Source organism: Rhizobium sp. BK060 (genome assembly GCF_014193145.1).
In the GTDB taxonomy this organism is placed as follows: Bacteria; Pseudomonadota; Alphaproteobacteria; order Rhizobiales; family Rhizobiaceae; genus Rhizobium.
Window position 1 is genome coordinate 12217 of the sequence record NZ_JACHYW010000020.1, and the last position, 12173, is coordinate 24389.

General features: G+C 59.1%; 13 protein-coding genes and 1 pseudogene. 4 read left to right on the plus strand and 10 right to left on the minus strand.

Features of this window, described 5'->3' with window-relative positions:
• The first annotated feature begins 61 nt into the window (after window positions 1-61).
• Entirely contained in the window at window positions 62-1468 is a 1407-nt protein-coding gene (locus FHT71_RS21065; RefSeq protein ID WP_007793843.1) for an L-serine ammonia-lyase, read from the plus strand.
• Between the two features lie 59 nt (window positions 1469-1527).
• Window positions 1528-1965 carry a DUF1489 family protein gene (locus FHT71_RS21070; RefSeq protein WP_183721758.1) on the plus strand — a complete coding sequence of 146 codons (438 nt, stop codon included), beginning with the start codon at window positions 1528-1530 and terminating at the stop codon, window positions 1963-1965.
• On the opposite strand, the gene FHT71_RS21075 is transcribed toward FHT71_RS21070, so the two are convergent.
• From FHT71_RS21075 to FHT71_RS21105, 7 genes and pseudogenes are all read right to left on the minus strand, one after another.
• Window positions 1966-2244, minus strand: a complete 279-nt coding sequence (locus FHT71_RS21075) for a hypothetical protein (protein WP_007793839.1) — start codon at window positions 2242-2244, stop codon at window positions 1966-1968.
• Between the two features lie 111 nt (window positions 2245-2355).
• The gene (locus FHT71_RS21080; protein WP_183721760.1) at window positions 2356-3825 is read right to left on the minus strand and encodes a D-alanyl-D-alanine carboxypeptidase; all 1470 of its coding nucleotides are present in this window, start codon (window positions 3823-3825) and stop codon (window positions 2356-2358) included.
• A gap of 116 nt (window positions 3826-3941) precedes the next feature.
• Entirely contained in the window at window positions 3942-4691 is a 750-nt protein-coding gene (locus FHT71_RS21085) for a hypothetical protein (protein WP_183721763.1), read from the minus strand.
• A gap of 234 nt (window positions 4692-4925) precedes the next feature.
• Window positions 4926-5531, minus strand: coding sequence for a transglutaminase-like cysteine peptidase (locus FHT71_RS21090; protein ID WP_183721765.1), 606 nt, complete (start codon window positions 5529-5531; stop codon window positions 4926-4928).
• A gap of 373 nt (window positions 5532-5904) precedes the next feature.
• Window positions 5905-6874 (minus strand): annotated as a pseudogene (gene pip, locus FHT71_RS21095) (prolyl aminopeptidase).
• Window positions 6875-6930: 56 nt separating this feature from the next.
• Window positions 6931-7542, minus strand: coding sequence for a PilZ domain-containing protein (locus FHT71_RS21100; RefSeq protein WP_132591178.1), 612 nt, complete (start codon window positions 7540-7542; stop codon window positions 6931-6933).
• 90 nt (window positions 7543-7632) lie between these two features.
• A complete protein-coding gene (locus tag FHT71_RS21105; RefSeq protein ID WP_132591176.1) occupies window positions 7633-8274 on the minus strand; it encodes a PAS domain-containing protein in 642 nt (213 codons plus the stop codon).
• A gap of 296 nt (window positions 8275-8570) precedes the next feature.
• Between FHT71_RS21105 and FHT71_RS21110 the strand changes: the two genes are divergently transcribed.
• Window positions 8571-9335: a rhomboid family intramembrane serine protease gene (locus FHT71_RS21110; RefSeq protein ID WP_132591174.1), complete on the plus strand. Its 765-nt coding sequence runs from the start codon at window positions 8571-8573 to the stop codon at window positions 9333-9335.
• 103 nt (window positions 9336-9438) lie between these two features.
• A complete protein-coding gene (locus tag FHT71_RS21115) occupies window positions 9439-9873 on the plus strand; it encodes a CBS domain-containing protein (protein ID WP_007793817.1) in 435 nt (144 codons plus the stop codon).
• A 15-nt stretch (window positions 9874-9888) separates the two neighbouring features.
• Here FHT71_RS21115 and FHT71_RS21120 read toward each other — a convergent pair whose 3' ends face one another.
• The 3 genes from FHT71_RS21120 to folE all read right to left on the minus strand — a co-directional run bounded on the left by FHT71_RS21120 (window position 9889) and on the right by folE (window position 12077).
• Entirely contained in the window at window positions 9889-10860 is a 972-nt protein-coding gene (locus FHT71_RS21120; RefSeq protein WP_132591172.1) for a patatin-like phospholipase family protein, read from the minus strand.
• 111 nt (window positions 10861-10971) lie between these two features.
• Window positions 10972-11427 carry a phosphoribosyl-AMP cyclohydrolase gene (gene hisI, locus FHT71_RS21125; RefSeq protein WP_132591170.1) on the minus strand — a complete coding sequence of 152 codons (456 nt, stop codon included), beginning with the start codon at window positions 11425-11427 and terminating at the stop codon, window positions 10972-10974.
• A gap of 29 nt (window positions 11428-11456) precedes the next feature.
• Entirely contained in the window at window positions 11457-12077 is a 621-nt protein-coding gene (gene folE, locus FHT71_RS21130; protein ID WP_007793808.1) for a GTP cyclohydrolase I FolE, read from the minus strand.
• Window positions 12078-12173 lie beyond the last annotated feature (96 nt).

Here is a 12173-nt window from a genome sequence, read left to right on the forward strand (position 1 = left end):
GTCGCGGGGATCGCGAGAGCCGGTGGCGTAGGTTTGCGCAGCAACTTTACAGGACGCAGTCATGTTCCTTTCCGTTTTCGACGTCTTCAAGATCGGTGTCGGGCCTTCCAGCTCGCACACGATGGGTCCGATGACTGCCGCCAATCGGTTCCTCGATCTGATTCTCTCGAACGATTGGCCGCGCCCGACCTCGGGCGCTCAGGTTGCGTCCATGAAGGTTAGCCTGCACGGTTCGCTAGCCCATACCGGGATCGGACATGGAACGGGCAGGGCCGTCATTCTCGGACTGATGGGCGAGCAGCCTAACAGCGTCGATCCGGACAAGATGGACGGCATCATCGATCAGGTGGAGCGTACCGGCCGCATCTCGCCGCCCGGCCATCCGAGCTATGGCTTCCAACCGAAGAACGACCTGATCTTCGACAAGAAGCAGCCGCTGCCCGGACACGCCAACGGTATGTCCTTCTCCGCCTTCGACAAAGACGGGCGGATGCTGATCAAGCGCATCTACTATTCCGTCGGCGGCGGTTTCGTGGTGACTGACACCGAACTCGAGCAGATGCGCGCGAAGAAGAAGACGCCCTCTGATTCACGCAAGGTTCCGTATCCTTTTGCGTCAGCCAAGCAGATGCTCGATATGGCTGCGCGCTCCGGCCTCTCGATCGCGCAGATGAAGCGTGCCAACGAGGAAACGCAGCGGAGCCGCGAGGAACTGGACGCCGGTCTCGATCGCATCTGGGAAGCAATGCGCTCCTGCATCGAACGCGGTCTCAAGGTCGATGGCATCATGCCGGGCGGACTGAACGTTCGCCGCCGCGCCCGCGCGATTCATGACAAGCTGCAGGAAGAGTGGCGCAGCAATCGCATCAACCCGCTACTCGCAAACGATTGGCTGAGCGTCTACGCCATGGCCGTGAACGAGGAAAATGCCGCCGGGGGTCGCGTCGTGACGGCGCCGACGAATGGAGCCGCGGGCGTCATCCCCGCAACGATCCGTTATTACGAGCATTTCCACGACGACTGGGACCAGAACGGTATCCGCGACTATCTGCTCACCGCCGCCGCTGTCGGCGGGATCATCAAGCACAACGCCTCTATTTCCGGCGCGGAAGTCGGCTGTCAGGGAGAGGTGGGATCTGCAGCCGCAATGGCAGCTGCCGGCCTCGCCGCCGTCATGGGCGGCACGCCCGAGCAGATCGAGAACGCCGCCGAAATCGCGCTGGAACATCATCTCGGTATGAGCTGCGACCCCGTCGCGGGCCTCGTGCAGGTTCCCTGCATCGAACGAAATGCTCTCGGCGCAGTCAAGGCGGTTACGGCCGCGTCGCTGGCGATCAAGGGAGACGGCAAGCACTTCGTTCCGCTTGATGCCTGCATCGAGACCATGCGGCAGACCGGCAACGACATGAGCGAGAAGTACAAGGAGACATCCACTGGCGGGCTTGCCGTCAACGTCGTGGAATGTTGACTTTGTGGACATGCGACTTGCCGCTTGACGCTGCCCGCTAAAAGGATTTCAACGGCGGCATGGCATTGCATCTCATTAAATTATGCGTAGGCGCGGACTCGATTGACGATCTGCGCGAATGGGTCGCCGAACGCTCTTTGCGGGCGATCGCGGCCGGGCTTGAGCCTCATTCCGTCCATACGACGAGGATGGTCCCGAAACGTGTCGAGGAATTGCTCGAAGGCGGTTCACTTTATTGGGTCATCAAGGGGCAGGTTCAGGCGCGCCAGAAACTGCTCGACATCCAGACTTTTACAGATGTCGAAGGAATCTCACGATGCCATCTTGTGCTGGGGCCTGAAGTCATCGAAACGGCCGTACAGCCGAAGCGAGCGTTCCAGGGCTGGCGCTATTATCCGCAAGAGGACGTGCCGCGCGATCTGAACAGCCTGGGCGAGGGAATTGCGGAAATGCCCGCAGACCTTCGCCGCGAGCTTTCTGAACTCGGCCTGCTCTGATCAGCGCAGGCGCAGTGTTACCGGTGCTCGCCCTTCCGGGCAGGTGACGTGAAGGTGGATATTGGCTTCCGCTTGTGAGCAGCGCCACGCCCGCGCGCCATGGCACAGCAGCAGGTTAATTAGATCTTTGGTCTTTGCCGTTTTGGGCTTCTGCCGCTGCAACCCCACTTCCGCCAGTCGCAAGGCCGCTTCATGTAGCGGGTGCAAACCGGCTCGCGGATTCTTGCCGGTCACCCGGCCGTGTGGCGGAAATTCCGGAATATTCTCGTTGATCGCCATTCTCATCCTCGTACGCATTACAAACCGAGTCTCAGAACTCCGTCGGATCAAACACACCGATCACGACGTCTTGGACTGCCGCCCGTGCATGTCAGGCGGCAGTCCTTTTGATCATTGGGCCGTGGCCCAGCACTTCACACCAGCCCGCTTCAGGGCATTGCAGGCGTTCACAGCAGCACGCTGGTCATCAAAGCCGCCGAAGCGTGCACGGTAGCTTCCGGCGTTAGCGACCGCGATAGGCTTCGCGGAACGAAGGGCCTTGCCACCCTTGCTCTTGGCGCTGTCGAGCAGATCCATTGCGCCTTCCTTGCTGGCGGAAACACCAATCTGGACGGCCCAGCCAGCCAGCTGCGGCTCCTTGGTCGATGCCGTCGTCAGTTCGTCGACAGTCGTGTCGCCCTGTTCCGGCGGCACATAGGCGGGTGCAGGCGTCGGCGTGGCGACAGATGCCTGCTTGATAGCCTGGGTTTTGACCTTCTTCGGGGCTGGCATTTCCTGCTGGAGCAGCGGATTGTCGGACTTTGGCTTGGCAAGATCGGCATAGGCGACCTGCGCGGAGGCCGGCTGGTAGCGAGTGTCCGGGGTCGGTGCGGTGCGCGGCAGGCTGACTTCAGGCGCAGCTGAAGCAACGCGTGTTTCAGCGACAGGCGCTACAGGTTGCGGCACGATCTGGGCGATCAGATCTGGGGAGCCGCCGCGGCTGGATGCTTTCGGCAGATAGACTGCAATGAGCTTGCGCATCTGATTGTCTCGGGCAGGGGTCGAAGCACCACCGAGAACAACGCCAACGATCGACTTGCCATCGACCTGAACGGAGCTCACCAGGTTAAAACCGGCGGCACGTGTATAGCCGGTCTTGATGCCATCGACGCCGCGCACGGAACCAACGAGACGGTTGTGGCTCCGGATAACACGGCTGCCGAACTTAAAGCTCTGCGTTGAGAAATAGCCGTAATACTGCGGAAAATGCTGGCGAAGTGCGATACCGAGGCGGGCTTGATCGCGCGCGGTCGTCATCTGGGCGGTATTCGGCAAGCCGTTGGCATTGCGATAGGTCGTGCGTGTCATGCCGAGCGCGTGCGCCTTGGCCGTCATCACCTGTGCAAAGCGGTCTTCCGAGCCGGCAAGCAACTCGCCAAGCGCCGTAGAGGCGTCATTGGCGGAAAGCGTCACGAGGCCAAGTATTGCCTGTTCCACGGTGATCGTACCGCCGGGGCGCACACCAAGCTTTGTCGGTGCCTGAGCGGAAGCGTGTGCGGAGAAAGGAACCGATGTGTCCAGACGGATGCGCCCCTGTTCCAACGCTTCGAACGTCAGGTAGAGGGTCATCATCTTGGTGAGGGACGCCGGATACTGCAGACGATCCGCATTCTCGCTGTAGAGAACATTGCCGGTCTTTGCATCGACAACGATGCCCGCATATTTCGAATTGGCAGCCTCCGCATCGGCATCGATCGAGTCGGCCATGACGATACCGGCCGCGAGAGACAGCGCCGTAATCGCTCTTATCAGAAAATTGCGGGATCGCGATGGAGATACGGAGGAGACTGACCTTAGCACTATTCTACTCTTCGCTTGCATTTCGGATACTGGAAAGATCGCCCGCCTCCCGGCGCGATCGTTCTCTCCGCAAATTATCCGTCTGGGGTTACCAATCCGTTTATGATTAATCGTTTCTTTCGCCACATCGGATCATTCTAGCGGCGTGTCGCAGAAGCGTTCACAAGTCGCGCCTCCACAAAATGGCGAATAGCGGCGTCAATATGGTCCCAATCGGGCAGATGCGTGCTTGAGAAGCGGTAAAGCACAGTTAAGTCGCGACCGACTTTTATATCGCGCTGGCAATCGCCGCTGGTGGCCATTTGAGGCGTCGCTGGCAAGGCGCAACGCACGACGTAATCCGGGGCGCCGGGGCGTGGCGCGGTCAACAGAACTTCGCCAGCATAGCCTGCGTCTGCGCGCAGGCGGTGCAGCGTCATGCCATTGGCAAAGGGCACGCCGTCACCCTCGATCAGATGCGAGTAGATCGGCTCGAGGCGTCCGGACATATCCCGCGACATCGTGCTCTGCGCGATCTGGAGGAAGATCAGTCCCGACGACCGGGCAATGTCGTCGAAACGCTCGCGATGCTCGTTGCTGTAGCCCTGCATTTCCGGCCATGTGAGATAGAGGTCCGCCCGTTCGGAAAGGCCGTCTTTCCGCTGGCTGGGGAAGCGCAGCGTGTTTTCGGGAAGACTGAGGGTATCGCGGCCGATCGTCAGGGTGATCGGAGCGGTCGAATCTGTATTGCCGGCGAGGGAAATGCGCGCCCCAAACCAGCGACCACCGAAACTGATGATCAGCGTCAATGCCGCAAGGCAGGCGACAACGACCGTAAGACGGACGATGAAGCGCGTCGAAAGGAGCGGCGATTCCTCAATCTCGTGGGCAGTACCTGTATGGTTCATGGCGGCCTTCGGATGTCAGACCGCCGCGAAAAGAACAGGAGTCGCCGGTGCCGTTGATTATTTCGGCAATGATCCGGCTACCACAGTTAACAGACAATTAAACGCAGATGGAAGCCGAAAAAAATGAACCGCTCCCGGGACAGCGGGAGCGGTTCTATGGCGCCGGTCAGGGACGGGGATGCCGGGGACGACCGGAGCCGTATGGTTGTCGCCATCTATCCGGCGACAGCATGCTTACTTGACGCTGCCGACCGCTACTGCGCGACCATCCTGCAGCTTGACCCAGCGAGTCGGATCGTCGGCGGACTGACGTTTCAGGTACGTGTATTCTGTGTCGGCCCAAAGCATGACCTTGTTGCGCATGTTATCGAGAATGAAATCGCCGCGGTCGGTGCGGACCGTCAGCACCGCATGGCCTTCGCCATTCGGCTGCAGGACCACAGTCATCAGCAGATCGGAAGGCGAAAAGCCGGCCTCGATCAGCATCTTGCGCTTCAACAGGGCATAGTCCTCGCAATCGCCAGCCGTGCGAGGGTAGGCCCAGCGCTCCTCAACGCCGTAGATTTCCTTGTCAGTCAGCGGCGTGATCGACGAATTGACCTGGTAGTTCACCTTGAGGATCGCCTTCCAGCGCTCTTCCGTCAGAAGGAGTTCGCCTTGATCACCGGCCGCATTGGCGCAATCGGCGGGCATCTCCTTGCAGAATTGATAGGCGCCGATCGGCGGGCTCGCGTTTCCAAGGACCGTCATGTTGAGGGGGCTCGCTTGTCCCGAACCCGCCATCGCAATCAACATCGCACCGACAGCCAAACTGCCTTTGATGAAAGTTGCTATCGTCATTTGTCGTCTCCCCGTTGTGAGAAGAACCTGACACAGACGCTTTTATTCAGCGCAAAATTACGCAGTTAAATTAAAGGCTTAGTTGATTCAAACACGCAGAGAAATCGACTAAAAACAAAATCGAATACACCTAAAATTCGAAGCGCTTTCGCGCTAATTTTGATTAAAATTGTTCCTTCCCAGGAAAGCGGTCCGGCGTGTGATCGGAGCGTTCTGGGACAAATTATTAACGGCGCGACCAGACTGGAGGTTTGTGGAGGACTTTATTTACCATCCAAGCCGGTCGCGGTGCTGGCCTGCGCTTCGATTGAAACCGAGGAACTAGCGCCAAAAGTGGCCGATTGGCCGAGCGATTTCAGCTTCGGTGCCAGAATTATTTTTGAGAAATTTCGCGAAAAGTGCCTGTCGCGTCGACGATTGTGCCGGCCAAATCCTCGTGCGATGCCGAATGGGCAGCATTCTCCACGACAACAAGCCTGCTTTGCGGCCAGGCTTTCGAGAGCTCCCACGCCGTTACGAGTGGCGCTTCGAGGTCTAGCCGCCCCTGAACAAGCACACCAGGTATGCCCGCCAGCCTTTCTGCATCACGCAGCAGGACGCTGTCGTCCAGCCAGGCGAGATTGCGGAAGTAATGTGTAATGATCCTAGCCCGTGTCAGCAGGTAGCTGGGATCTTGCCAACGGCGAGGGAGCCCCTTTGGATCAGCGAGGAGGATCGAAGCCGCCTCCCAGTCGTGCCAATTGCGCGCGGCCTCAAGGCGGACGTCTTTCCGGGGCGAGTTGAGAAGACGGTGATACCCCTCAAGTACGCCGAGTTCCCTGAAATCGGCAGGAAGTGCGTTCAGCAAGCGGTCCCACTCCGCGGGAAAGAGCCTGCCCATTCCATGCACGAGCCAGTCGATTTCCGAAGGCCGCGTGGTGGTAACCCCTGCAAGCACTATCGCGCGAACGCTCGCGGGATAGGTCTCAGCATAGGCAAGTGCCAAGGTCGAACCCCACGAGGTTCCGAGCAGCAACCAGCGTGTCACCCTGAGGTGATTTCGCAGCCTCTCGATGTCCTCGACCAAGTGCCAGGTAGTGTTCGCGTGAAGTTCGGTGCTCATATCGGCAGCGCTTGGCAGACTACGGCCGAAATTGCGCTGGTCAAAGAGGACGGATGCGATAGGCAGAGGGATCAAAGTAGCGACGAGCGAACGTCGAACAGCCGGAGCCGGGGCCTCCATGCAGGTAGAGCGCCGGCAAACCATCCCGATTGCCGCAGGCCTCCCAATAGATCCGCTGCCCGTCGCCCACATCAAGAAAGCCATGGTCGTAGGGTTCTATTTCAGGATAGAGACTCGTCATGCGCCACCCTTCCGGCAGCCTCACGCATCATGTGCGCGACGCACTGGTGACAGCAATCAAAGAAACTCGCAAAGCGTTTCGCGTGACTGGATCGACAGGAACTCGATCGCCACGCCTTCTACGAAATGACGGACGACGCGGCCACGCATGTTGCCGAGGCGGAGCGGTGTACCAATCGGCGGACGCACCTCGACATCGACTGCGGCGCCGGAGAGCGACAAATCCATGATGCGGCAGCTGTAGCGGGCGCCGTCTTCCAACGTGATTTCGGTTTTGGTCTCGCGCGGCGTCAGGCGATCGTGACGCCGGTCTTCAGGAAGACCGAGTTCATGCTTGTTTGCAAGCCAGGTGAGCTGCGCCGCGAGCTTCTCCCGCTTGCGTTCGGTCGCATGGATCGACATGGAGAAACCACGACCATCGACCGTCTGCACATAGCCTTCGACGCGTCCAAGGTGGTCGATGTAGGCTACAACACGCTCGCTGGCGCGCGGACGTCCCTGGCAAGTCACGTACATATCGCCCGGCGACATGTCGATCACCAAGCACTCAAATTCCTCGTAATTCGCCAGCATCAACCGGCCCTGCATGTTAATAGGTACGCGTTGAAAGGCACCTTGTTCGAGGCGAGGCGCAGTCCGTTGCGTCTGAACTTGCTGGAACGCGTGCATCAAAGGGCTTCTTCATAAAATACAACCGCCCGATCATTACCCGCAATCCCTTAACAGAAGGTTGTTCAGGTTCGTCCTCTACGCACGCAATCAGTTGTGTCGAACCGGAACACTGGGAGTGTCGGCTTCAGCAAATAGACCAGACATGACGCGTCGCATTGTATCGGCGATCGAGGGTGGACGCGCGTATAGCGTGTGCTTATCCTCAAGCTCCGTGTCATTAGGCTTCTCATCGCCACCAAGCCGTTCGTGCAGCAATCGGCTGCGATCGAGAGCGAGGAACTGGAGCGGCACGACTTCGAGCCAGCTTAAAGCGGCCGCAGGAGCGATGGCGCCCAGCAGCTTGTCGCATTCGCCGTTGTCGGAGCGTAGCGGCAGCAGGATCACTTCGAAGCAGGCACGATGACCGGCCGCCGTGAAACCCGTGGCGTTGAGCAGCGCGGGGATCGCGTGGGTCATGATGCCGACCGCTGTGGGCTCGATGTCGTCATTCCCATACGCCCAGAGCTCGGAAAACGGGGCGCCACCGAGATCGCGGCCAAAGAGATCGCAAATACGCGTTCCGGCAAGACGGAACGCGACGCGACCTGTGTCGGTTGTTTCGAGGAGAAACACACTTGATAGAATCTGCCGCAAATCCGTTGGTTCGACCTGCGATCTCAACGGCGCAAGGTCTTGGCCGCGGATGCGATTCCAATATTCGAATAGGTCGATCGTGGTTTTGAGACGCATTACGGCACCGGCTGTTTCACTTTGGATCAAAACACAGCCGTCATGGCCGTGCAGTCTGATGCCGTGCGTATTTCGTGCCAACTCGCGGCGGTTAAGGTTAAGGAAGGGTTTCGATTGAGCCGCCAGCCGTGCCGTGGCAGTGTTTCCTCATCGCTTCCTGCCTTCGGGAAGTTCAGCACGGACTGTCGGGCGCGGGTCTATCCCTAGACGCTCGAAGGCCGTCCGGTCTTTGCCGGACGGCTTTTTTTTTGACCTTTCGTCCTGTAAGGCTGTGCCGCAATCAAGCGAGGACGAAGATGAACGAGCACTCGGTCGAGCCGCAAGCGGCGATGGAGCCTCCGGCGCCGCGGTCACCCATCTTCAACCTTCCAGGCTCGGTGCTCGCAGCACTTGCGCTATTGGGGCTGATATACGCCGTTCAATCACTGTTTCTATCTGGCAACGGTCTCGACTGGCTGTTCTTCAATTTCGGCTTCATTCCGTTGAGGTACATCACGCCGTTGTCGGAGCAGGGCCCGCAACTTCTCTGGACGCCGATCACCTATTCGCTCCTTCACGGCAGCATAGAGCATATCGTTTTCAACGGGCTATGGCTGATGGCCTTTGGTACGCCGGTGGCGCGCCGAATTGGCGCGTTCCGATTTGTCACCTTCTGGGTGCTATCCGCGATCGCGGCCGCCGCTCTCCATGCGGCCTTGAATTGGGGAGAGGCCACGTTGCTGATCGGCGCGTCCGGCGTTGTGTCCGGCCTGATGGGCGCCGCCTGCCGCTTTGCATTCCCACCGGAACAGCGGATTGCCCGGCCGGCGCATCTCAATGCGCGTCTTTCGATGCTCGAAGCGTTTCACAGCCGCACGGTCGTCGCATTCATTCTCTTCTGGTTCGTGGGCAATCTGCTGATTGCCGTCGGCGTCCCGCTGATCGGCGACGGGTCGCAGGCAATCGCCTGGGACGCCCATATCGGAGGGTTCATTTTCGGCTTCATTCTCTTCAGTCTTTTTGACCGGAAGCCGCCCGAGGAGCCGCTAACTTCAGAAGCATCGGATATATTGCAATCTTGAGAGTTGGAGTGCACCATTCGAACTGATCCGTAATGGGAGGAGAAACCGCCGCGGATGCCTGTGATCAGTAGAAGTGCTTCACTTTCGACATAGGAGGTTCAAAATGTCCAATACAGTCAAGGCCATACTCGATACAAAAGGCAGGGATGTCGTAACCGCCGGGCCGAACACGACCGTTTCCGAAGCGGCTGTGATTCTCAGCAAGAAAAAGATCGGCGCCATTGTCATCGTTGGGATGGAGAACAAGATTTCCGGGATTTTCACGGAGCGCGACGTGGTGCACGCGATCGCCAAGGGGGGAGCCGCCTGTCTCGATCAACCCGTTGGCTCGTTGATGACCGCAAAGGTTTACCGGTGCCATGAAGATTCAACCGTGAACGACCTGATGGGGCTGATGACAAGCCGCCGCTTCCGCCACGTTCCCGTTGAGACGAATGGCAAGCTCGCGGGTATCATCTCGATTGGCGACGTCGTGAAAACCCGTATCGCGGAAGTCGAACTGGAAGCAGAGCAGATCAAGGCCTACATCGCCGGCTGAACGCTTCGCCGGCGCCTAGAGAGAGCCGGCGAATATTTCCTGCATACGTTTCAATTCAGGAAGCCGCAGCTTAGCTTCCTCGTAGCCGCGCTCGATCGCTTCTCCGGCGCGATGGAACTCTGACAAGCCGATGTCGCCGAGGCGCGGCTGAAGCGACATATCCGGCGGATCGCCCGCAAGGCGCGCACGCGCAATCCTGTCCTGGATAATGTTGAACGCCTGCACCATCACACCGGTCATGCCGAGCCTGGCATAGGGCGCCTCTTCGCGCCGGTGCACTTCGGATGGCGAGAGGGTGGCATTGTGCCGGACGACGGCTGATCGACCATAAAGATCGTAGTTCAGGTTGACCGCAACCACGAGCGGCTGCTCATAGGCGCGGCATACGGAGACGGGAACCGGATTGACCAAGGCGCCGTCGACAAGCGTCCGCTGGTTGCTGCGAATGGGTTCGAAGATACCGGGCAGGGCATAGGAGGCGCGAAGCGCCGTGATCAGCGATCCGTTGGCGATCCAGACCTCGTGCCCGGTGTTGACCTCGGCAGCGACGGCCACGAACGGCCGGTCCAGATCTTCGACGTTCAGGCCCTCCAGATGTTCCTGCATGCGCTTTGTCAGCCGCATACCACCGAACAAGCCGCTGCCGCCGATCGTCAGGTCGAGCAGACTGGCGATGCGCCGCATTGTCAGCGAACGGGCAAATCCTTCCAGTTCATCAAGCTTGCCGGCCAGATAGCAACCCCCGACCAAGGCTCCGATCGAGGTTCCGGCAACCATGCCGATCTCGATGCCTTCCTCGTCCAAGGCGCGTAGGACACCTATATGCGCCCAACCGCGCGCCGCACCTCCTCCCAGCGCAAGGGCAAGTTTGGTTTTTTTGGGCGCAGGCGCGGGAATGGCGGGAGCGTTCATGTCTGGCGCTGTCGGGGTGCTGGTGTTGGACGTGCCTACGTCGGAGCTTTGGCGGTACAAACCCCAATTCAGCATGACTCGCCTCCCTCCCGGCAAACAATCAAAAACGAACTATATTAGTGGCCCGCGTCCCTTTCCAATTCGTATATAGGCGTAGATTTTGGCCCAATAAGAGGCAATTTTCGGCTAAGAGTCTTTTCCGTAAACTTCATTGGGATCGAACTGGAGCTCATCATCGACAATTTCGAGCATCGGCTTGCCCTCTTCGAGGTTGACGGTTCTATAGAAGCAGGACCGGCGGCCGGTGTGACAGGTGGCATCGTGGCCAGCGACCTCGACCTTCAGCCAGATCGCATCCTGATCGCAATCCGTCCGTATTTCCTTGACCATCTGGGTGTTGCCAGAAGTCTCGCCCTTGATCCAGAGCTTGCCCCGCGAGCGGCTGAAATAATGCGCCTTTCCGGTCTGGATGGTCAGGGCGAGAGCCTGCGCATTCATATGCGCCACCATCAGCAATTCGCCATCGGCAGCATCGGTGACGATCGCGGTGATCAAACCGCGATCGTCAAACCGCGGCGTGAAATCTCCCGCGTCCTCGAGTTCTGATTTATCGTCGGACGGTGTGTTGAACGCAAAGGGCATCGTCGCGGCTTTCTTAATCGAAGCCGTATTCAGCGGCCCCGGACCATAGACATGAATCGGGCTTGATCAGCCGGCTCAGTTTTGAACGTTCCGGTAAATGTTGTCGTCAATGTGGTCGAGCCCTGCTTTTGTACACCGCGCATCGCCATGCACATATGTTCGGCCTCGATCATGACGGCGACGCCGCGGGGAGCGAGCGTGTCGTCGATGGCCTTTGCGATCTGGGCCGTCATGGTTTCCTGCGTTTGCAGGCGGCGAGCGTAGATTTCGACGACCCGCGCGATCTTCGAAAGGCCAAGGACCTTGCCGTCGGGCATGTAAGCGACATGCGCCTTGCCGATGATCGGAACCATGTGGTGTTCGCAATGGGAGAAGAAGGGAATGTCTCTGACCAGGACCATGTCGTCGTAGCCGGCAACCTCTTCAAAGGTGCGGCCAAGCACGTCTTCCGGGTCCATATCATAGCCGGCGAAAAGTTCGCGATAGGCTTTTGCCACGCGCGCCGGGGTATCCAGCAGGCCTTCACGCGACGGATCGTCGCCCGCCCAACGCAGGAGCGTGCGGATGGCGTCCTCGGCTTCTCTCTGGCTTGGCCGATCGGCTTCTAGATCGGCGGGGGTCTGCGGAAAATTCTTGATGATGGCGTCCATATGCAACTGTCTCCTGATCCGCTTTTGCGGACCGTCTTTCGGACTAGCCACTGGCAATTCCACTCAAGGGAATTCATGCACCTTTGGCAGGCTCCG

What these genes read in the sequence shown, in the direction of transcription:
- FHT71_RS21065 (WP_007793843.1), top strand. Translation starts at nt 62, where the DNA reads ATGTTCCTTTCCGTTTTCGACGTCTTCAAGATCGGTGTCGGGCCTTCC.
- FHT71_RS21070 (WP_183721758.1), top strand. Translation starts at nt 1,528, where the DNA reads ATGGCATTGCATCTCATTAAATTATGCGTAGGCGCGGACTCGATTGAC.
- FHT71_RS21075 (WP_007793839.1), bottom strand. Translation starts at nt 2,244, where the DNA reads ATGGCGATCAACGAGAATATTCCGGAATTTCCGCCACACGGCCGGGTG.
- FHT71_RS21080 (WP_183721760.1), bottom strand. Translation starts at nt 3,825, where the DNA reads ATGCAAGCGAAGAGTAGAATAGTGCTAAGGTCAGTCTCCTCCGTATCT.
- FHT71_RS21085 (WP_183721763.1), bottom strand. Translation starts at nt 4,691, where the DNA reads ATGAACCATACAGGTACTGCCCACGAGATTGAGGAATCGCCGCTCCTT.
- FHT71_RS21090 (WP_183721765.1), bottom strand. Translation starts at nt 5,531, where the DNA reads ATGACGATAGCAACTTTCATCAAAGGCAGTTTGGCTGTCGGTGCGATG.
- FHT71_RS21100 (WP_132591178.1), bottom strand. Translation starts at nt 7,542, where the DNA reads ATGCACGCGTTCCAGCAAGTTCAGACGCAACGGACTGCGCCTCGCCTC.
- FHT71_RS21105 (WP_132591176.1), bottom strand. Translation starts at nt 8,274, where the DNA reads ATGCGTCTCAAAACCACGATCGACCTATTCGAATATTGGAATCGCATC.
- FHT71_RS21110 (WP_132591174.1), top strand. Translation starts at nt 8,571, where the DNA reads ATGAACGAGCACTCGGTCGAGCCGCAAGCGGCGATGGAGCCTCCGGCG.
- FHT71_RS21115 (WP_007793817.1), top strand. Translation starts at nt 9,439, where the DNA reads ATGTCCAATACAGTCAAGGCCATACTCGATACAAAAGGCAGGGATGTC.
- FHT71_RS21120 (WP_132591172.1), bottom strand. Translation starts at nt 10,860, where the DNA reads ATGCTGAATTGGGGTTTGTACCGCCAAAGCTCCGACGTAGGCACGTCC.
- hisI (WP_132591170.1), bottom strand. Translation starts at nt 11,427, where the DNA reads ATGCCCTTTGCGTTCAACACACCGTCCGACGATAAATCAGAACTCGAG.
- folE (WP_007793808.1), bottom strand. Translation starts at nt 12,077, where the DNA reads ATGGACGCCATCATCAAGAATTTTCCGCAGACCCCCGCCGATCTAGAA.